The sequence below is a fragment of the Marinicella litoralis genome, assembly GCF_002591915.1.
GTDB lineage: Bacteria > Pseudomonadota > Gammaproteobacteria > Xanthomonadales > Marinicellaceae > Marinicella > Marinicella litoralis.
The window spans coordinates 896,781-917,917 of sequence record NZ_NIHB01000001.1 but is presented as its reverse complement, the minus strand read 5'-3'; the positions used below and the strand labels follow the sequence as shown (position 1 = coordinate 917,917).

The following is a 21,137-nucleotide window of genomic DNA, read 5'->3' as shown; positions in this document are numbered from 1 at the left end:
ATCAGCGTGGGTTTTGTTCATTGCTTGCTACCCACGCACGCACTTCGCTGAACGGATGGTTTTCCAACAGTCCAAAATGCGGTAGCGCCCTGATTTTCAATTGACTGAAAACAGGCGTGTGTATACCACAAAGGAACTTGGTCAAGTTATTCGCCGTATAAGCAGCGCCCATTTTACCGATGAATTCCGAACTTAATGAGGGCAAATCCAATGCTTGTAAAGACGCGCTCTGCTGAACGATTTTGAAACTGGCAGGACCCGTGACGCACACTGAACAATGCCCACAAGCATCGATGGGCAATTCTTCTCCAAAATAACTGGCCAGCTGTTTACTGAGGCATGATGTTGATTCGAACATCGCCAACATATTGTGAATGCGCTCAATTTCAGCTTGTTCTTTGTTGATAAACAGTTGATGTAACTGGGCGCTTAACACCGTCAAATCAAAGGAACGTTCAATGATGTCAAATCGCTCCACTGCTTGTTTGGCTTGTAATTCAATCATGCCTTGTTCATCAAACCATTCCAAAGCAGTCATGATGCGTCCACGATCGGTGTTGTAAGCTGTTATGATGGCTTCAACATCTACATAGGTCCAAGTTTTCTTGACCACACAATGTTCAAACATGGCAGCAATGAAATGACGCCGCTCACCTGTAAAACGATTGATCAAATCTGCCGTATTGTTTATGTTTTTGAATGAATATTCTTCAAAATAAGTGAATTTGGGCTTGATGATGCCAGCCAATTCTAAATACACCAACAGGGTTTTCAACGGTAAGGTCCGGATGTTCAGTTCATTGGATAAGGACAACAATTTAGTTTCCCAAAATGGTTCTGTTGTTTGTTGAATCTGATGCAACAATTGCTGAATGGATGTCTGTTCGGGGGTGTCACCATAAACAAAATTTTCTTGCACTTGTAGGCTGTCGTTGTTGGCAAATATTTCGCACAAAGATGCTGCATCGTCTCGTCCAGCTCGGCCGATTTCTTGTGAATAGTTTTCAATGGACTTGGGTAAATCAAAGTGCAACACCCGCCTGACGTCTTTTTTATCTATCCCCATGCCAAAAGCAATGGTCGCAACGATAACGTTCAATTTTCCTTGCATGAATTGGCTCTGTATCAATTCACGCTCATCTGGTTTCATGCCTGCATGGTAATGTTGTGCATGGATGTTGTTTGCTGCCAAATAGGCCGCCACCGTTTCAGCCGTTTTCTGTAAAGTCACATATACAATGGTTGGGGCTGTAATGTCTTGTTTGATCCGTGCCAACAATTTTTCATGGCGGTCAACAGCCAAGGTCGGGCTCATTTGTAAAAATAAATTATTGCGATAAAAACCTGTCACCACCACATCATCCTCATCGATGCTGAACTTGGCTCGCATATCGGCAATGACTTTGGGCGTTGCTGTGGCTGTGAGTAGCAGACTTTGTGGGATGTTGAATTCTTTTTGGTATTGCGGTAACTTTAAATAATCTGGTCTGAAATTATGCCCCCACTCAGAAATACAATGCGCCTCATCGATCACCAACAAGCCGATGTCCAAATGTTTCAATTGTGCACGAAACCGTTCATTCTTGAACCGCTCCACTGAAATCATCAGTATTTTTAGTTGTTTGTTTTTGGCCTGACTCATCACCTGGTTGTACTCAGCGCGTTCCAAAGAATGGTCTAATCTGGCGGCCTTGATGTTCTTTTTAAGTAAAAAGTCCAACTGGTCTTTCATCAATGACAACAAGGGCGAAACCACCAAGGTTAAGCCAGGCAATTGGGTTGCGGGTAATTGGTAACACAGGGACTTGCCCGAACCAGTGGGGAATATGGCGGCTGCAGATCGCTGCGCCAACACTTTTTCTATCACCTGCTTTTGACCTGGTTTGAATGCGTCAAAAGCAAAATTATTTTTTAATGTTTCCAAAACTTCCATATCCAACATTCCTTATTAATTAAATGATCATACCGTATCAATTATACGGGAAAAATGCCGCACAGGAACAAGCTTGTGTCCTCAGTTAAAACCCGAACCTCATGCGACATGGTAAACTCCCCGACTCTTTGCACCCTAAGGAAACAGATTTTGCCAGAAGCGATTACTTCTTTAATCACTGCCACTGCCTTGTTGTTGGGTTCTCCGGGACCTGCCACTTTGGGACTTGCTGGTATCGGTGCCACCTCAGGATTCAAAAATGGCCTGCCTTTTTTAACCGGTATTCTGACTGGGCTTATTGTGGTGATTTTAGGCACTGCCCTAGGGCTTGCTAGTTTGTTTGAAGCCTTCCCATCGGTAAGAATCACCGTTCAGATAATCGGTGCTTTGTACATCTTGTATGTGGCGGTAAAAATAGCCACAGCACCCCACCAAAGCACTGCGGCATCCTCTGCACCACCCCGCTTTATTGATGGTTTTATCTTGAATTTACTTAACCCCAAAGCCTATGCCGCTTTGTTGGGTTTATTTTCACAGTTTTTATTACCAACACCTTCTGTTCCCATGGCGTTTTTATCCACTGCGGTGATTTGTTTTACCGTGGCTGTGGTGGTTGACACCCTTTGGCTGGCATTGGGTGGTGCCATAAGACCTTGCTTGCAACAACCCGTCCAGGCCAGGATGATTCGTGTGGTGTTCGCGGTTTTGATGGTTGTGGCGGTTTTATGGGCTTTTGTACAGTGACGTTATTTTGCTGGGTTGACCGCTACTAAAATTGCTTTTTACCGCACCCCCTTGGCGCACATCCAGGCGAATGTTTGTCATGTCAACCAAACAGCTTTTGGCTCAGCTTGTTTCCCATTCACCGTGACAGCTTTTTGGCTGGCATGGTAGAATCGCTGTCTTTTAACTTTGCACAAAATGAACCAAAAGACCAATCATTGGATGGAAAAATACGGTGCCATGCTAGGCTGGATTACCTTTTCCATGGTGCTGTTCAGTTTTGTCACTGTGGTTTCACGCAATGTATTTAATGTGGTGTGGATTCCAGTACAAGAGCTGGCCATTTATTGTCATGCGACCGCTTTGATGCTGGGGATGGTTTATGCTTGGCACCACGACAAACACGTTCGCGTGGATGTGTTTTACCAAAGTTATTCGTCACATAAGAAAAGCAGACTGAATTTCTGGGGTACTTTGTTGTTGTTGATTCCAATGATGGGCTTTGTGGTTTGGTCCTGTTTCCAGTACGTCATGGATGCTTGGTTGCGTCTGGAAGGGTCTGGTGAAACTGGTGGACTGCCTTTGATGTTTTTATTCAAAACCCTGTTGCTGCTGATGCCACTTTCTATGTTGGCTTATGTGTTGGTTTCCTTGTTTAAAAAACCCAATACCGCCGATGACAAGGATGATCACCATGAGGCAGCCAACTGATGGAAGCTTGGTGGGCATTGTTGCTATTCCTTACTGTGACCGGCACTTTGATGGCTGGTTTCCCGGTGGCTTTTACTTTGGGTGGAGTTTCCTTGTGGTTCGCCTTGATTGGTTTTTTAACCGGTTGGTTTGATGCCGATTTTATCGCGGCTTTACCCAATCGACTCAATGGCATATTAAACAATGCAACTTTGATGGCTGTGCCGGTGTTTGTGTTTATGGGCGTGGTGTTGGAAAAAGCCAAGTTGGCAGAATCTTTGTTACAGAATATGGCGGCGCTGCTAGGTGGTAAAAAAGGCGGCTTGGGCTTTGCCTTATTGATTGTTGGCATGTTATTGGCTGCCAGCACAGGTATCGTTGGTGCCACTGTGGTTACCTTGGGTTTATTGGCCATGCCAGTGATGCAGAAACAGGGTTATGACCCTGCCCTTTCAGCTGGCACCATTTGTGCCTCGGGTACTTTGGGACAAATCATTCCTCCTTCGATTGTTTTGGTTTTATTGGGAGATGTGTTATCCAATGCCTACCAACAAGCACAACTCCAATTACAGATTTTCAACCCAAAAACTGTTTCGGTTCAAGACTTATTCATGGGTGCATTGGTCCCTGGTTTCTTGTTGGTGCTGTTGTATGCCTTGTACTTGTTGTGGGTCAGGATACGCAGGCCTGAAGCCATGCCCGAAATCAAAGTAGACAACAAACCCAGTTTATCAGCCATTTTACAATCCTTGTTACCGCCACTGTTTTTAATCTTGGCCGTTTTGGGTTCCATCATTTCCGGTATAGCCACCCCAACTGAAGCCGCATCGGTCGGTTCAATGGGCGCTTTGCTGTTGGCGGCCATCAATCGGATGTTGTCCATTGATATGGTGCGCGAAGCCTTGAAGGAAACAGTCAAAGTCACTGCGATGGTGTTTATGATTCTGATTGGTGCGGCCTTATTTTCTTTGGTTTTTAAAGGTTTTCATGGTGATGAAGCGGTACAGCATTTTCTGACTCATTTACCGGGTGGTAAAGCCATGGCCCTGTTGTTGGTGATGCTGGTGTTGTTTTTATTGGGTTTTATCTTGGACTTCATTGAAATCACTTTTGTGGTGATACCGATTGTTGGGCCAATCTTATTGATGATGGGATTTGACCCAGTTTGGCTGGGCATCATGATTGCCATCAACCTACAAACCTCATTCCTGACACCACCATTTGGTTTTGCTTTGTTTTATTTGCGGGGGGTAAGTGACGTCAGAACCCGTGATTTGTACCGGGGTGTCATGCCCTTTATTGGTTTACAATTATTGATGTTGTTGTTGCTGTATTGTTATCCTGAATTGGTGGATTTGATTTGACCCCTTTCAAGCATTGTGCATAAAGATTCAATGCATGGCCAGCCATGCTGGCAAGACAAAATGATGATCAGAATTGTTTGTGACAAAATCGTCATCAAAATGTAACAATTGAAACGTATAATATCGGCAAATCTATTTTGGACATTAAAATTATGGGAAGCTTTCTCTCAGATATGCTGGGCCGATCTCCAGTTGAACCTTTACAAGACCACATCAAAACTGCATACCAAGCAGCGACTTTATTACCAGATATGTTTAAGGCAGCCAATTTAAATGACTGGGTGAAAGTCGATGAAATATGCGAACAGATCAAACAATTGGAAAATGAAGCCGATGACATGAAAAATGACATCAGAGCCAATTTGCCGAAAAGTTTATTCATGCCTGTGCCACGACAAGATTTACTTGAGTTGGTGTTGGTTCAAGACAAAGTAGCTAACCTCAGTAAACAAATTTCAAGCATGGTTAAGGTGCGTAAATTACAAGTGCCTGCCAGCCTGTATGAGCAATTCATTGAATTCGTTGAAAGGTGTGTTGATGCTGCCAAGAAAGCCAAACAAAGTGTCAATGAGTTGGATGAGTTGTATGAAACAGGATTCCGTGGCGCTGAAGTCAAAGTGGTTGAAAAATTAATAGCCAAACTCGATAAAATTGAAACTGAAACCGATGGCATGCAGCACAGCTTACAAGCCAAGGTGTTCTCAATGGAAAATGATTTACCGCCGGTTGAAGTGATGTTTTTATATAAATTAATTGATATGACAGGTGATGTGGCAGACCAAGCTGAACGCATTGGTCGTCGTTTAGAGTTGTTGCTGGCTAAATAAAGGGGAAATTTATGGAATTCGAATTAACATATGGCCTAACGTACGTCATTCTTGCCGGTGTTTTTGGTGGCTTCATGGCATGGGGTATCGGCGCCAATGACGTTGCCAATGCCATGGCAACATCCGTCGGTTCAAAGGCAATCACCATCAAACAGGCCATCATCATTGCGGCCATCTTTGAGTTTGCTGGCGCAGTATTGGCGGGTGGTGAAGTGACATCTACCATCCGCAAAGGCATCATTGATGCCGATTCTATTGCGGGCAATCCTGAACTGCTTATTTTTGGTATGTTGGCTTCTTTGCTGGCTGCCGGATGTTGGTTATTGTTGGCTTCAAAAAAGGGTTGGCCAGTATCAACCACGCACTCAATCGTCGGTGCTGTGGTGGGTTTTGCAGCAGTGGGTATCGGAACTGAAGCAATCAAATGGAGTAAAGTCGGTGACATCGTGATGAGTTGGATCATCACCCCAGTGATCGCAGGCTTTCTGGCCTTTTTGATATTTCAAACCGTACATCACCTGATTTTGAAACAAAAGAATCCTTTGGATATGGCCAAACGGTATGTACCTGTTTACATGTTCATTACTGCCTTTGTTTTGACCCTGGTTACAATCAAGAAGGGACTTAAACACGTTGGTTTAGAGTTGACTGATCCTCAAGCTTATACCTATGCAGCTCTATCAGGGGTGGTTGTTTCATTGATTGGTGCCTTCTTTATTTCCAGGATTAAAGTCGACAAGAAGAAAGAAAAAGATTTTCACTTTTATACCGTTGAAAAGGTGTTTGCTGTGTTGATGGTGATTACCGCATCAGGCTTGGCGTTTGCCCATGGTTCTAACGATGTGGCCAATGCCATTGGCCCTGTTGCTGCCATTGTCTCAACCGCGCAAACCGGTATCGTTTCAGCCAAAGCAGGGGTGCAAACATGGATACTGTTGTTAGGTGGTATTGGTATTGTGATTGGTTTAGCCACTTATGGTATCCGCGTCATCAGGACGGTTGGTCAAAAAATCACTCACTTAACCCCGTCACGCGGCTTTGCTGCTGAATTAGCTGCTTCGGTCACCATTGTGGTGGCTTCAGGAACCGGCATGCCCATTTCAACCACACAAACCTTGGTTGGTGCTGTATTGGGTGTCGGTATGGCGCGCGGTATTTCAGCGATTGACTTGAAAGTGGTGCGCAATATCTTTGCCTCATGGGTCATCACCATTCCTGCAGGTGCCAGCTTGTCGATTGTGTTTTTCTTTATCTTGAAAGCCATCTTTGGCTGATCATAAATCAGAAAAATCATTTTAAAGCCCGATCAACCAATCGGGCTTTTTTATGTCAAAATACCGGTATGAATAATGATCCACTTAAAATCACTGAACTTTATTTCAACTTATCCAATCAAGCCAACTTAAACGCCATCGAATTGTTGTTTCATCCCGAAGCCACCTACAGTTCTGCCCATACTGGTTTATATTATGGCATCGACGACATCATGGCCATGATGAAAAAATTCTTTGACCAATTCAGTTCCATCCATTGGCAAATCAATGCCATGAAAGCCACAGATCAACACATCACTGAAACTGAATTTACCTGCCTCACCACTGATCACTCTGGGGTGGTTGTAGAAAGATCAGGCGTTGAACGCTTGGTGGTGGTTGATGCTTTAATCAGACACGTTGAAGTCCGATGATATTGAGCCATCCAACCCCTTTCAAAACAGCTGGCGCCCAATAAAAAAGGCGGGTAATCACCACGCCTTTAAGTTTGTGTTGTCAAATGGATTATTTTTTGCCCCACCGCGCGCCGTTAACAGTGACTGATCCAGAGCCATCATCAATCAATGTAAATTGCCCTGTTAAGTTTTTGACCACCACATCACCAGAGCCATCATCTACGGTGAAATCACCACCGATGTCTTTTGCCATGATGCCACCAGACCCATCTTCAATGTCAACCGAACCACTGATGTTTTTCAATTCTATCGACCCAGATCCATCTTCAATACTGAGGTCTCCATTAACGCCAGCCACTTGAATTGAACCTGATCCGTCATCTATTTGTACATCGTTAGCAATGTCTCTCAATGTAATGGACCCTGAACCATCATCTATTTTGAGTTCACCGGCGATATTTTCTACTGTCATGGAACCAGACCCATCGTCAATCACCAAGTCCATCCCACGAGGCAGTTCAACTTCCAAATGAATCATGATGTTCTTCGAATTACCCCATCCCATGCTTTCTTTCTTTTTGGCATACACCATGGCATATTCACTTTGTCGTTCAATCGAAAACAACATTTTATTTTCAAAAGCATCGACCAAGTCATCCAATTTTCTGTAATCTTCTGACTCTATGGTTGCATTGATTCTGATTTCGTTGCCAGTGGTCCCTACAATATTTAATGACCCTGCCCCAACATCAAATTCAACCGCGCTGATGCGATCTGTAGACATTTCTAGAGACCGGTCAAACTTCAAGTTATTGGCTGATATGGCTGATAATGAAACCAGGCTGATGGCACTGATAATCGCTGTTTTTTTCATGGTTCTGTCCTCTTTGATTTTAATGGCTTGTTATTGATAACGCTGGATGAGCCTGAATGTTACAAACAATCAATTCATCAATGGTTATTAGATGGTAAGTAATGTCTGGAATAAATTGAAGCGAGGACAATGATGAATCCACTGATTGCCTCAAATTTTTTCAATCAATGCATTAAATGACAACTGTAAGCTGATCACTGTAATTTAATTTCTACTTGATTCAAGACCTGACCTTGGGTACTGAATTGGGTGACTGTTACCGTACTGTTCTGCCAGTTGAGTTTCATGGTTGAAAAAGAGGTATCAGTGACTAAATGACCCACACGATGTGAGTTGTACTCCTCCGTGCCATTGTATGAGTGAGTCAAACCACTGGCAGTGATGTCATAAATAATTTGTCCATGCCAGTTGATTTTTGATACTTCAGACAAATGACGATCACCTGACAATATCAAAGGATTTTTGATTTTTGATGCAACGATCAAATCCAATAGTTTTTCACGTTCTTGTGGGAAATTAGCCCACATTTCATAACGGTGATCTGCTGCAATCACTTGAATGCTGCTGGCTATTAAATTGATATTGGCGTCAGATTGATGCAATTCATTACTGAGCCAAGCCCATTGTTCGGCACCCAGAATGGTCCCTGGGTTGACGGCATAATTTTTCTCACTGCCCTTGGGTAAATTGACCAAGGGGTCTTGAAAGGTTCGGGTGTCCAGCAAAAACAATTTAATTTGCTGTGGGGGTTGGCCGAATTGTAGGCTTTGATAAATCCCCGAATGTTGATTAACCGCATGAGTCGAATCCAGGCCCATGAATTTCATGAATTGACCTTTGGCTGCCTCCTTTTGACTGAAGGTTCTGTTACCATCATTCATCCCATAATCATGGTCATCCCAAATTCCGGTTATCGGTATACGGCTTCTGAAGGCATTGTATTCAGGTATATCTTGTTGTTGCTGGTATTTCTCGGCCATCAATGTCATGTCAGCTGTATCGGCGTAGATGTTATCACCCAACCATATCCACAGATCGGGATTTTGGGCTGCAACTTCAGCCCAGAATGGTTGCGCTTCATATTCTTTATTACAAGATCCAAAAGCAATGGTATCAATGACAAGATTTGTATCCAGCGGTTTGTTCCTGTCTGCGCAAGACAAAAGAATGGAACACAGGCCAATTATGCCCAATAATTTATATTTCATATCTTTCCTAATAAAGCAGTGGCTTTGATTTATACCCTGACGATTTAACTTATCAGTTTTAAATTTTAACGTATCTGCAGTGTAATTAAGCACTGATTATTACTGATGTTATTAAGCATGTGGTTATTACACTTTAAAATATACCTATAAATGACTATAGTGAAGAAAGTCATGAATATAGGTCTTAGTCACAAAGATGAATGGATTAATTACCACCTTGGTTCAATGCCCATGTTGTTGGGAAACTTTTGAAGCTGTTGTTGACTGTTCAGTGTCTGATCAATCCTATGTTGAAGACTGTTATGTGTGTTGCCGGCCCCTGGTGTTTCAAGTACAAACAGATGGTGAATCTATCTTGAACTTCGAAGTCACGGCAGAAAACGAATAGCCCCTTTTACTCAAAATCATCGCCCAATATTAAATATCTAAAACTGGCAGCCCAATGGAGCAACAATGGCTGAAAGGCTTCAGCTTTAATCAGCGAAGGGAGTTGCCCTGCTTGATCAATTTGGTTCACCCCATGACAATCACCACAGGTATGGCCTTGAATCAGAGATTGTATTTTAAGGGTTAATAACTGTTGATGATTGATCACCTCAGCCACCAACCTTTAAGTAAAAAAAAGACCCGTTGAGTGCAGCTTCCCCCACATGCCAACGAGTCGATATAAGTAGAATGCTTGCATTAATAGCCCTAATTAATCCAGCATTCGGTAGGACAGGTAAATAAAAATCCTACGTACAATGACATTTGTCATTACCCTATAAAGCGTAATTCAGCTTAATTTCCATCAAAGTATTTAAAAAAAAATTGAAATAGTGAAAGAATCGGATTTTATGCCATCAAGAATTAAGGCTTATTGGATAAAAATTAATCTCATTCTGCAATGAAGTTCTTGGTACGACTTTCCATTGTTCAGTGCCTTCAAGGCCTATTTAATCGAGTAGAGAATTGACTTTAAATTGGATCATTTTTTGACCGTCTGATCCCGTTGCGTATATTTGCATGGATTTTTTGGCAGCCGCAGACAACAAAGATTCTGCCAATTCTTGCCTGCCACATTCATAGGCCAGCTCGCCCAGCCGCAATTCATTGAACATGCGTCGCCAACTTTTATCTGACAACTGCTCTAACGCTGGCAACAAGGTATTTATTTTTTGCCAAGCGCTTTGACAAGTGGCTGTGCTGGGATTTTGGCCGATAAAATTGGCAATGGCGGTGATGTCATTTTGCAGGTTCGATTTTTGGTACGCTACATAAATTGGGATAATTTCATCCAATATTTTTTGTGATTCTTGGTGTCGTCCCATTTTTGACAACAATCGAGCCAAGTTACTGCGGCTGCTGGCGATTCGATATGGACTGCCAGAATGGTACTTTTGTCTTAATTCAATGGATTCTCGGTACAATGGTTCGGCCAATTCAAATTGACCCATGTCTTCATATAAGTAGGCCATGTTGTTTATTTGTAGCACATAATTGAGGCTTTTTTTACCAGAAACCCGCTGACTGATGTCTATGGCTTCTGCATAAATGGCTTTAACCTCTTGATATTTCCCTTGGTCATGATACAAAGCACCTAACTCCGCAGTGACACTCGAATAATTAGGATGTTCTTCAGTATACAGTTTTCGGGCATTTTCACGGTTTTCAATAAAAATGGCTTCTGCTTCTGCATACCGTTCCAGCTCTTTTAACTTCAAAGCTTTGTTTTGCTGCCGAACTTGAAATAAGGGGTGCATGCGGCCATTCAAGGCTTCAGCGTATTCAGCAGCCAGGCTGATGTATTGCAAAGCCAATTCTTTATCAGGTGTGACATTTGACATTTCATTGTAAATCCTGCCTAACAACGCTTGGTCCTCAATGCCTTGTGCCAGCAAACTTTCGAGTGTTTGCTGCAATCTGTCAATGACCAATTCGTCTTTTCTGAAAAAACCATCAATGGTGGCAATGCGAATATGCAACCAAGCCAAATCTTTTGGATCAGCCACATCATCCACCAATGCCATCGCTTTTTTTTGGTACTCAATGGCGGCCGTTTCATCATCTGCAAAATATGCCATGATGCCTAACTGCCCGTAAGCATACGCTTGACCGCTGAGGTTGCCTTCTGCTTGGTGCAGTTCAAGCACCGACAAGTAATATTTTATGGCTTGATCATGGTGGCCCAACTGATGTTGAATACCTGCCAATTTACTGAGTAAAGTGGCCTTAATCTTAGGTTGTTCATCCAAACCTACGGCCAACTGTCGCTCTGCACTGGCCAATACATCATCTAAATCAATGGCTTCTCCTTTATTCGCCAAAGGTGAAGCTGACTCTAGAATATTGACCAAGAAATCTGTTGTCCTGTTGGCTATGGTGGATTGTTCTTGGGCTACTTCTTGTGCCAGCAGGGCCTTGTCTCTCTCAACTTTAAGGTGTTTTTGGTTATTTATTAGTACCAAAGGTAAGGCAACCATAAACAACACCAGCACCGTCGATAAGGTGGACGCCAATGGATTTCTTGTGACAAACTTTTTGGCATGATACCAATGGCTGTCACCTGCGGCCAATAATGGCATTCCGTTGAGAAAATTTTTGATGTCTTGTGAAATGGCTTCAACACTTTGGTAGCGTCGTGCCGGTTCTTTACGTACTGCCATCAAAATTAAATTGTCTAAATCCCCTTTGAGCTGACTGCGCCCATAACTGCGCTTAAAGTCTATGGTTTGGATTAACTGACTGGGTAGTATGGGTGTTAATTGAGTGATTTCATGCATCAACTCAGCCGGTACATCACTTTTAACGGCTTGCGCCCTTTGACCGGTCAACATTTCATACAACAGCAAACCCAGGGTGTATACATCCGTCGTGGTTGAAACCGGTGAACCGGTCACCTGTTCTGGACTTGAGTATGCCAAAGTCATCATAGGCAAGGTTTGGGTTTTGACTTCATCCTTGTCCATGAATTTAGCGATACCGAAATCCAGTAACTTGACGGTGCCATCATGGGTGACATAAATGTTTGACGGCTTGATGTCTCGATGTATCACCGAATGGGCATGGGCGTAACTGATGGCATCACATATTTGTAAAAAGCATTTTAAATAGTCTTTGAGGGTGAATTGATTTTGTTTACAGTAATCAAGTAATGGTAATCCCTCAACCAATTCCAAGACCATGTATGGCCTGTTGTCATCCAATTCGCCACCATCAAGTAATTGGGCAATGTTGGGGTGTTTTAAACTGGCCAACAACTCTCGTTCACTTTGGAATCGAGCCAATTCAATTTGGCTGTGCACAGGTTTAAGGAATTTAATCGCAACTTGATGATGAAAATCTCCGCCACTGCGACAGGCCAGCCAGACCTCTCCTTGGCCACCCTCACCCAGGGGCTTAATCAATTCATAAGCACCAATTTTCATTTGAGGGACAATCGGTTTAATGTCTAAGCTTAGCTGAACCCGGTTAACCACGGCTTGCGTCAATTCTATCTCTGCTTCACTGAATTGCAGCAGTTGAGAAACATGTTTTTTTACCTCAGGCGATGCCGCTGAATGTTGTATCAAATCGATTTGCTCTGACAAAGTCAAATCCAAACATTGGTCAAACAGTTGCCTGATCTGTTGGCCTCGGGTTAAGGGATTTTGCTGGTCTTCTGGCATTAAGCCTGTTCACTCAGGTAATGACTGATGTGTGCCTTGGCAAAACGCAAATCTCTTTCCAAGGTAGGTACTGAAATATTCAGAATTTCTGCCGTTTTACATTTATCAATACTGGTGAAGTAAAACAAATCGATGGCCCTTGCCGCCCTGCTATCCATGGCTTCCAAATCATCAATGGCAGCACTGATGATTGAAAAATCAGTCAAATTATTGTTGTGAATGCCAAGGGCATCGGTGTACATGATTTTTTGCTGATTACCCCCTCTTTTTAGGGCTGAATTTTGCCTGCCATAATCAACCAATAAGCGTCGCATTTGTCTGGCAAGTATGAAAACACCATGTTCTGTTGCTAAATCTGTAAGCGCAGGGAATTTAATTTTAACAAAGGCTTCATGCACCAAATCAGTGGGTGATAAGGTGTGGTTATTTCGTTCATTGGACATGAGTTTATTGGCAATGATTTTTAATTGTTGATATATTTCTCGGTCCAACTCAGTGTTCATTCATTTATTATATTTCTCAAGGTCAAATAAATTCTATCATAAATATCATGTCTATTTTAAGGTCATGTGTCACAGAAATGAGCGACCAATGACCACTTCACACCGAAGTCTTACTTATTGCCTGGAGGCTTCTTTTTAATTCTTCCAGATTGGCGCAGTGCTTCTCTCAATACATATTCAATTTGCGCATTCACACTGCGCAAATCATCAGCAGCCCATTGTTGGACTGCTGATAAGGTGTCTTCATTTATCCTTAAGGGAAATGATTTTTTCTTGGCCATTGGTTCAGTACAAACTACCAGAGTTAACCACAGGTTGGACATTTTCCTCCCCACACAAGACCACCAATAAATTACTGACCATAGCGGCTTTGCGCTCATCGTCCAATTCAATGATGTTCTTCTCACTCAATTGATTCAAGGCCAACTCAACCATACCCACAGCGCCTGCAACAATTTGTGTTCTGGCTGCAACAATGGCCTGCGCCTGTTGTCGTTTTAACATCGATGCAGCAATTTCTTGCGCATAAGCCAGATGAGAGATTCGAGCTTCAATCACTTCCACACCGGCTTTATCCAAGCGATCTTGTACTTCTTTTTGTAGTAGGTTAGCAATGCCTTGAGGATCTGATCGCAATGTGATTTTTTCATCGTTGTGTGACTCATAGGGATGTGCAGTGGCTAAATTTCTCAAAGCAGCTTCAGTTTGGATGTGAACAAAAGACTCATAGTCATCAACTTCGAATATCGCCTCTGCTGTATCCACCACTTTCCATACCACTACAGTGGCTATCTCAATCGGATTTCCGGCACTGTCATTGACCTTTAATTGGCCACTTTCAAAATTACGCACACGCAATGAAACCGCTTTTTTACCGTAAAAAGGATTGGCCCAGCGTAAGCCAGAATCATTGACCGTGCCCACATATTTGCCGAATAATTGCAATACTTTGGATTCATTGGGGTTCACCATAAACAACCCCGCCATCATGACTAGGATGGTCGGCAACATCAACACAGCAAATATTATCAATGGAATGATTCTGGACTTTCCGGCATAGATCAATAACACAATGTCTAATGCCAACAACAACAAAAACAGCAACAACATGGGAATGCCACTTTTGGCATTGATTCTTTTTTCAGTAACCATTTTCTTTCTCCTACTTAATATCATAATGATATCATTATGTATGAAAGAAATGTTATTAAACAGTGCGAGAAGTCATGGTTAACAATGAATCAGGCTGATTTATCTTTGAATAATTTTGATTTTTTAATTTTTAACTTGGTCAGCATGAATTTGCATAAAGTACTGATTATTTTCAAACCGTAAATGCTGCTGTCTTTAAAACTGATGCTGGATGCTTCAGAAAAATACCGAACCGGCATCGGTGCATCACCCAATTTAAAGCCATGATAAACCGCTTGAGTAATCAATTCGGCATCAAATGAAAAGTCATCGGCATTGTTCTCAAATGGAATGGTTTCCAATACTTTGCGATGGTAAACCCGAAAGCCTGAATGCCCTTCGGCTAAGTTTTGGCCCAAAATGACATTCATCATCAAGGTCAACATCCGATTGCTGAAATATTTATAAAATGGCATGCCACCATGCAATGCTTCCTTGCGTGTTCTGATGCGAGCACCCAACATAAAATCACAGACGCCGTGATCAATGAAGCCCGTAAAAAATGGAATCAAACTGGCGTCGTATTGATTGTCCGGATGGAGCATCACAATGATGTCAGCCCCAGCATCCAATGCCTGTTGGTAACACAGCTTTTGGTTGCCGCCATAGCCTTTGTTGGTTTCGTGCTCAAAAACACTGAGTCCAAGTGACTTGGCCAGACTCACTGTTTGATCAGAGGAGCAATCATCCACCAAGATGATTTCATCACAGCAATCCTTAGGGATGGCGTCAAGCGTGTCCTGTAAGGTTTTTTCAGCATTGTATGCTGGCATGATGATGACTATTTTGTTTTTCTTCTGATTATCCATAAGGCAAATATCAAACTGCTTAAGCTGACCACCCAGCCTAATGTGAAGCTGAAAGGTTTATAAGTAAATGTCACTGAATGAGACCCAGCGGGTATTTTAATGGCTTGGAGTACATAATTGGCAGCAAATATCGTTGTTTTTTCACCATTGATACTGGCTTGCCAACCCGGGTAGTGATTTTGTGAAAAAATTAACCAGGCGTTTTGCGTTGTTGTGACTTGCATATCGACTTGGTTGGCTTTTATTGTACCGTATTCAATGTGTTGATGGTTGCTGATTGAGCCGACAGGCCCTTCATCCAAATGTTTTGCTTGATCACCTTCTAAAACCACCACATCGGACAAATTCAGTTTTTGGTTGATGACTTGCGCTAATGCCTGTTCGGCTGAATCAACCCAAAGACTTTGCTGCACCATATAAGCCAATCCTTTGGCTTGTTGGTTTTGATATATTTTAATTTCATCGTCATAAACAAGTTCGATTTGTGGTGGGATTTTTGCACTCAAATCCTTTTTCGACAACAAAAAACGCACATTCAAAATATCTAGAAATGGCAAAATATCCGGGTCAAATGCCGCCAAATCATAATACCAAAAAGCGTCTTTTCCATTCAGGGCTTGGTTGAAAAAATGATGGTAGCGATCAATCACAGGGACATCATAACCACGGATGTCATGCACCTGTGCCAACATATTGGTGCTGGGTTTTAAAATATAATCATACCCCACTGTTCGGAAAGGGGGTGATTGGGATTGAAGAAAGTTCAATGCCGCTGGTGTTTTTGTTGGTAAGGCGTGGGCCTTTTCCACCACAGGATTCCACTCATGTCCCTGTTGAAACAAATCAACAAACACCAAAGCAATCAGCAACACCGAGGCCATGGCAGAAAAGCGGTTGGCCAATGTCATCAACAATATAACCAACACCAAGGCCAGAATCAACCAATCAGCATAACCCCTGACTGTTGTGACCAAGTCAGTTGCTGATTGCACAAACGGACTTAAATCACCCGGTTGCCAGAACCACTTGATGGCCACATAAGTTAAGGCGGCTGTAGCCAGTAAAACCACCATGTCAGTGATTTTAGGTTGTTGCTTTATGACTTGGTGCAAACCCATGGCTGCCAACACAGCCGTACCAAATGCAGCCAACACAGAAAAGTAAAACAGGGGTAAGTGGTTAAATAAAGGCAGGCTTTTAACCAAAAAATAAAATGGATTGACGCCAAAGGCCACCGCCAATGAAAGCAAGGTCAAAAGCAAAAAAGGCAAAGACTGTTTAAAGTTGACTCGCGCTGCATATACCGCCAATGGCAAACAAGCCACACCCACGTATGGACTGAAGGCATGAAAACCAATTTGATTGTCATGCCAGCCATTGAATATAAAAAACTCCCCCATGAACAAATTAATCAGACCAGCTGTTGGAATGTGTAACTGTTTGATTGCATCGCGCTCAGTCCAGATCGCTGTATTGAACAAAAACTCAATGAATGGGAACACCAAAACAGCAGCCAACAACAATCCAAAGCCATACACGGTAAAAAATGCCAACAATGCTTTTATGGTGAATTTTTTCAGTTGTACCAACCTGATCAGATAATACAAACCACAACCCGCTGCGGTTAAGAACGCAATTTCCACATGCCCCGCAATTAAGGTCAAAGCCACCACCAAGGCAAACCCACTTATATTTTTGGCATCGCGCTGCTGTAACAACCGCTCGACCATATAAAAACTAAGCGGTATCAAACAAACCACATTGATGTGAGGGTGGTTCAGCCAAAAAACAGTGAACGCACAAAAACCAAAAGCAACCCCCGATAACAAGGCTGGATAATGAGCCAGACTGAGCTTTCTGATGAATACATACATAAAGAAACAAGCAAAAAACAATTTCAATAGGGCACTGATGGTGAAACCCAATGGGGGCTCAAGTACATAGTGAAACAGATTCAAAGGAAACAGCAGTGCTGATTGGGTGTTGGCCCACAATGGGTTTCCGGCAAATATATAAGGGTTCCACAATGGAAAATCACCCGCCGCAAACTGTCTTTTGGCTTCCATAAAAAAAGGCAAAAACTCTGTGCTTTGGTCCTGTAAATGGCTGTTGCTGGGTGCCGTTAATCCCTCGACATTAACTGCATCCCAAGGACTGACAAAATTCAAAAAGTCAGTTTGCGTGATCACCTTGCCTTGGAAGACCGGATAGAAAAAAACCAAAACCAAAACCGCATAGATCAAAGCTGCTTTGAAATAGTCACTGTTGATTTTAGTTGGGCTTAAATTCAAAATAATCCGAAAAAATTGGGTTTATAGGGTGTTGATGTCAATCACATTGATGTCATTGGTGCTGAGTGATATGCGCCATGTAACTGGCTCGCTTTGACAGTCAGCACAATGATACAAACGATTGGCGGCATTCGCCACCACTAATTCAACGGGCCGATGATTTGCGGTGATATTCTTCACAGCAAACTGCACATTGAAGGGCAACATATTACTTAAAACCAAATAACTGGAAGCTTTGCTCTGAATCTCAAGTTGATGGGTTTTAACGGCTTTCAGCTGATGGTTTGATCTGGGAGGGTGCACATAATCATTAAATACCGGCAGACTTAAGCCTTGTGCTGAATTGTGATTTTGATGACCCTCAGTCAGCCCCCATGATGGTGACAACCACTGCTGTGGCACCAATCCCGTTTGATCCCAAAATGATTTGTGCATGACAAAGATCGATTTGTAGGCCGGCTTAAATTGACCACCCAAAATCAAACCAAACTGATCACAATAAAAGTACAAGGGAACAGCTGCTGTGACGTCCAACACCGCAGTGAAGGGGCCATGTAATGTCACTGATTGATCACAAAAATAATCTGCAATGGGCTGGCTTTCATTGATGCTCATCAGATCCAGTGTGTTCTGCTGTTTGGTCCAATCATCAGACATTTCGACATTCACATTCATCACTGAACCAAAATTGACTTGGCCATTGACTGCCGCTTTTTGCAGTGCCCAAAAGGGCAAAACGACCAGCGGTACAAACAGCATGGGCAGGCATAAATGCCAAGCATTTTTCAGGCCACTGATCACTTGATAAAAGCCAAGGGCCAAAATACCGTGTACCAAAGCAATGATGGGCAATAACATATAAAAAGGCGTAAACGACCTGAGTGCTGTTAGCAAAAACAAAGCACACAAAACCCATATTGACCCATGCACCAACCCTTTTCTGAATTGAGTTGAACCACTCATAATCCAGCCAATTCCCAACAAAGACGTCACCACAACCAGCCCAAATAGCCAAGCTAAACACAGGCCCATTTGAGGAGACCCTGCAGCAACAAAAGTGATGATTCGGTCAGGACCACCGAACAAAACGGCCTTTAGGTTCTGCCAGAAATGCAGGAGAATATGGGTGTCTGCATGCAAGGCCGATCCACTGGCTTTGATTTGGTTTTGTAGCGAATCATGTTGTAAGAATCTGGTCCAATCAGGAAACCCATTGATCACTTGATCAATCAGATAGGGTAACAATGGCAACAAAAATAAAAGCACAGCAATCAGCAAGTGGCTGAAAGCAACAGGATGTTTGCTGTGCCAAATAAGCGGAACATAAAACACCACCAGCACCAAAAAGCTCGGATGTGCATGGAAACCCAAACCCAAGACCAAGGCTGACCATAAACCATATTTGATGTCACCCCGCTGGTAATAACGATACAACATCAACAAGAATAACAAGGAAAGGGTTTCAAGCAAATTGGTGTGGTTGATAAAAACCTGACTTAAAAATTGCCAACCAGGTATCAACAGCATCAAAGCCCATATCAATCCAAAACGACGATTGATCAAGTCTCGTCCCAGCAGGTAGGCAAAAACAAACTTTAAACCGGCCAAGACACCGACAAAATATGCCACCCATGGCAGCGAACCAAAAAAAGCTGGAATGGCCAAAATATAAAACCAGAGTGGTCCGGTATGAAACATGCCGCCAACATCCGGTCCAAGCAGGGGGAAATGTGTTAATTGACTGATTTGCGTGGCTCGGTAAAGATCACGTGAGCTGTCAAGCACCAAGACTGAGTAAACAAAGCTCCAAGCATAAAAACCAACCATCATCACCATCAACAAGGCTGAAGCCCATTGAATGGCGTGCTGGTTTAATGGCTTGTGGTTCATTGACTCATCAAAAATTCAATCATAATCGGATTTACCAGTTTATTTGAAAACATAACAACCGTTAAAACAACCTTATTATGCCAGAACCATGGATGCTTTAAATTCCTAAAATTCATTCCTCTGAATACAATTCATCCCAATTTTGTAGAATGACATCAAAAAGTGGCGAACCATCTTCATCCAGAAAGCAACTGAAGGAATATTGACTGTCATCCAACTTTTTTGATTGATTACACTTTAGTTTATTAAAGTTGGTCGAAAGAAACCATCCAATCTTATGGGTTTTAAAGCACAAAGAAGCCTTGGCCATTTAAGTCAAAAGGTTGAATTTATTCGGTGATTGGTCGGATGAATTGAATAGAAGAAATGGTGCCGACACCAAGAGTCATATTGACCACATAAATCACTGAAAACAAAGGTTATATTGATTATGTAAACCAGATGTACCAAGTTTTGTACCAAGATTAGGGATTATTTCATCGTTTATCAATGCATCTGCCAAACACCTAGACCACAAGTTTGTTGGTCAGAACACAAAAGCTATCTTTGCTAGGTTTATGCCAACAAAGTGAAATTCTGGAAAAATAAAAAAATGTCGGGGCGTTCGTTTTTCCAGATACAGTGTTATTTACTTTTTTACCCCCTCGTACCTTCCCTTTTACGGTGTCAGAAAATTCCCCCTTTTACGGTGTCGGAAAATTCTTTTTATAGTGTGTAAAAATTAACCATCGAAGCTGTTTGACTTTCTAAACTCTGACAACTGTTGTTGTGTTCTTTTCAAGTGGTTCATTAAAAATCTGTGTAACTTTAAATCCGGCTCTGGTTGATGTGAGACCCGCACAATTTCATCTTTCAACTGTTGCAGTTTATCCAGTAGCTCAATGTCTGGCCTTTGCAAATAATGCGCCGTCTGAATCAGTGCTTTTATATTCTTTGGTTGTGTCATCATTTTTCATTCCCTGTTAATAAGTTGGTCACTGACAAACCTAACACCTGACGTTTTCTTTGTCGGTTCACCTGTAGTGAATCAGTGACCTGACCAGTATTATCATCAATACATAATCCAGCAGATATCAAGGATTTCTGAAATTAATGTCAATGTTTTCTTACAGCTGTAATTCTTGTACAATTAAATCGTGTGTTGTGTGGCTTACTAAAAATAGGAGGAGGCATGCTTAAATCAATTTCATTGATATTATTGTTATTAATTTCAAATCAATCTGAATCAGGAACAAGCGTAACAGGCAATAAATCTAGCTTTGTTACCAGGCCTGCCGATAGTATTGCTGTCTACATCGGTGGATATGATGATGTTTCTGCTTCAAGAGCAACAATTGCATTTTGTGAAAAGCTATCAATCCCTTGTTTGTCTATCAATCATAACTACCCTGCAATTGACGGATTTACAGCTGAAACAATTTTGGCTAATTTAAAAGACAAGGGTTTTGAGCTTGTGTTAGTTATTCAATATGCTAACGAAAGCAACAAGGATGTTAAGTTCATGGACACTAGACAAAT

General features: G+C 42.3%; 19 protein-coding genes. 8 read left to right on the top strand and 11 right to left on the bottom strand.

From position 1 onward, the window contains the following. Position 1 precedes the first annotated feature (1 nt). On the bottom strand, positions 2–1,933 hold the full coding sequence (locus CCS90_RS04085) for a RecQ family ATP-dependent DNA helicase (protein ID WP_099018739.1): 1,932 nt from the start codon (positions 1,931–1,933) through the stop codon (positions 2–4). A gap of 150 nt (positions 1,934–2,083) precedes the next feature. On the opposite strand from CCS90_RS04085, the gene CCS90_RS04080 reads away from it, so the two are divergent. From CCS90_RS04080 to CCS90_RS04055, 6 genes are all read left to right on the top strand, one after another. Then, positions 2,084–2,677: a LysE family translocator gene (locus CCS90_RS04080; protein ID WP_099018215.1), complete on the top strand. Its 594-nt coding sequence runs from the start codon at positions 2,084–2,086 to the stop codon at positions 2,675–2,677. Positions 2,678–2,854: 177 nt separating this feature from the next. Next, positions 2,855–3,367, top strand: a complete 513-nt coding sequence (locus CCS90_RS04075) for a TRAP transporter small permease subunit (RefSeq protein ID WP_099018214.1) — start codon at positions 2,855–2,857, stop codon at positions 3,365–3,367. Beyond that, entirely contained in the window at positions 3,367–4,710 is a 1,344-nt protein-coding gene (locus CCS90_RS04070; protein WP_099018213.1) for a TRAP transporter large permease, read from the top strand. The genes CCS90_RS04075 and CCS90_RS04070 overlap by 1 nt, the downstream gene beginning before the upstream one ends. A gap of 152 nt (positions 4,711–4,862) precedes the next feature. Next, a complete protein-coding gene (locus CCS90_RS04065; protein WP_099018212.1) occupies positions 4,863–5,537 on the top strand; it encodes a TIGR00153 family protein in 675 nt (224 codons plus the stop codon). 11 nt (positions 5,538–5,548) lie between these two features. Then, positions 5,549–6,811, top strand: coding sequence for an inorganic phosphate transporter (locus CCS90_RS04060; protein ID WP_099018211.1), 1,263 nt, complete (start codon positions 5,549–5,551; stop codon positions 6,809–6,811). Positions 6,812–6,879: 68 nt separating this feature from the next. After that, positions 6,880–7,224, top strand: coding sequence for a nuclear transport factor 2 family protein (locus CCS90_RS04055; protein WP_162846804.1), 345 nt, complete (start codon positions 6,880–6,882; stop codon positions 7,222–7,224). A gap of 91 nt (positions 7,225–7,315) precedes the next feature. Here the strand turns inward: CCS90_RS04055 and CCS90_RS04050 are convergent, their stop codons facing one another. Next, positions 7,316–8,080 carry a DUF4097 family beta strand repeat-containing protein gene (locus CCS90_RS04050; protein ID WP_099018209.1) on the bottom strand — a complete coding sequence of 255 codons (765 nt, stop codon included), beginning with the start codon at positions 8,078–8,080 and terminating at the stop codon, positions 7,316–7,318. 194 nt (positions 8,081–8,274) lie between these two features. Next, on the bottom strand, positions 8,275–9,288 hold the full coding sequence (locus CCS90_RS04045) for an alkaline phosphatase D family protein (protein ID WP_099018208.1): 1,014 nt from the start codon (positions 9,286–9,288) through the stop codon (positions 8,275–8,277). 196 nt (positions 9,289–9,484) lie between these two features. Between CCS90_RS04045 and CCS90_RS04040 the strand changes: the two genes are divergently transcribed. Next, entirely contained in the window at positions 9,485–9,676 is a 192-nt protein-coding gene (locus tag CCS90_RS04040) for a CPXCG motif-containing cysteine-rich protein (RefSeq protein WP_099018207.1), read from the top strand. 547 nt (positions 9,677–10,223) lie between these two features. Here the strand turns inward: CCS90_RS04040 and CCS90_RS04030 are convergent. From CCS90_RS04030 to CCS90_RS03990, 8 genes are all read right to left on the bottom strand, one after another. Beyond that, positions 10,224–12,935: a serine/threonine-protein kinase gene (locus CCS90_RS04030; RefSeq protein ID WP_099018205.1), complete on the bottom strand. Its 2,712-nt coding sequence runs from the start codon at positions 12,933–12,935 to the stop codon at positions 10,224–10,226. Then, positions 12,935–13,438, bottom strand: a complete 504-nt coding sequence (locus CCS90_RS04025) for an ECF-type sigma factor (protein ID WP_099018204.1) — start codon at positions 13,436–13,438, stop codon at positions 12,935–12,937. The genes CCS90_RS04030 and CCS90_RS04025 overlap by 1 nt, the downstream gene beginning before the upstream one ends. A 110-nt stretch (positions 13,439–13,548) precedes the next feature. After that, complete coding sequence (locus tag CCS90_RS04020) at positions 13,549–13,719, bottom strand: type II toxin-antitoxin system antitoxin (RefSeq protein ID WP_099018203.1); 171 nt, start codon at positions 13,717–13,719, stop codon at positions 13,549–13,551. A 4-nt stretch (positions 13,720–13,723) separates the two neighbouring features. After that, positions 13,724–14,590 carry an SPFH domain-containing protein gene (locus CCS90_RS04015; protein WP_099018202.1) on the bottom strand — a complete coding sequence of 289 codons (867 nt, stop codon included), beginning with the start codon at positions 14,588–14,590 and terminating at the stop codon, positions 13,724–13,726. An 89-nt stretch (positions 14,591–14,679) separates the two neighbouring features. Continuing rightward, positions 14,680–15,402, bottom strand: coding sequence for a glycosyltransferase family 2 protein (locus CCS90_RS04010; protein WP_099018738.1), 723 nt, complete (start codon positions 15,400–15,402; stop codon positions 14,680–14,682). An 8-nt stretch (positions 15,403–15,410) separates the two neighbouring features. Further along, positions 15,411–17,729: a YfhO family protein gene (locus tag CCS90_RS04005; protein ID WP_099018201.1), complete on the bottom strand. Its 2,319-nt coding sequence runs from the start codon at positions 17,727–17,729 to the stop codon at positions 15,411–15,413. 21 nt (positions 17,730–17,750) lie between these two features. Beyond that, positions 17,751–19,619: a glycosyltransferase family 39 protein gene (locus CCS90_RS04000; protein WP_099018200.1), complete on the bottom strand. Its 1,869-nt coding sequence runs from the start codon at positions 19,617–19,619 to the stop codon at positions 17,751–17,753. Between the two features lie 721 nt (positions 19,620–20,340). Beyond that, a complete protein-coding gene (locus tag CCS90_RS03990; protein ID WP_099018198.1) occupies positions 20,341–20,568 on the bottom strand; it encodes a hypothetical protein in 228 nt (75 codons plus the stop codon). 222 nt (positions 20,569–20,790) lie between these two features. Between CCS90_RS03990 and CCS90_RS14910 the strand changes: the two genes are divergently transcribed. Continuing rightward, the coding region (locus tag CCS90_RS14910) for a hypothetical protein (protein ID WP_180236488.1) at positions 20,791–21,137 on the top strand (347 nt) is incomplete at its 3' end.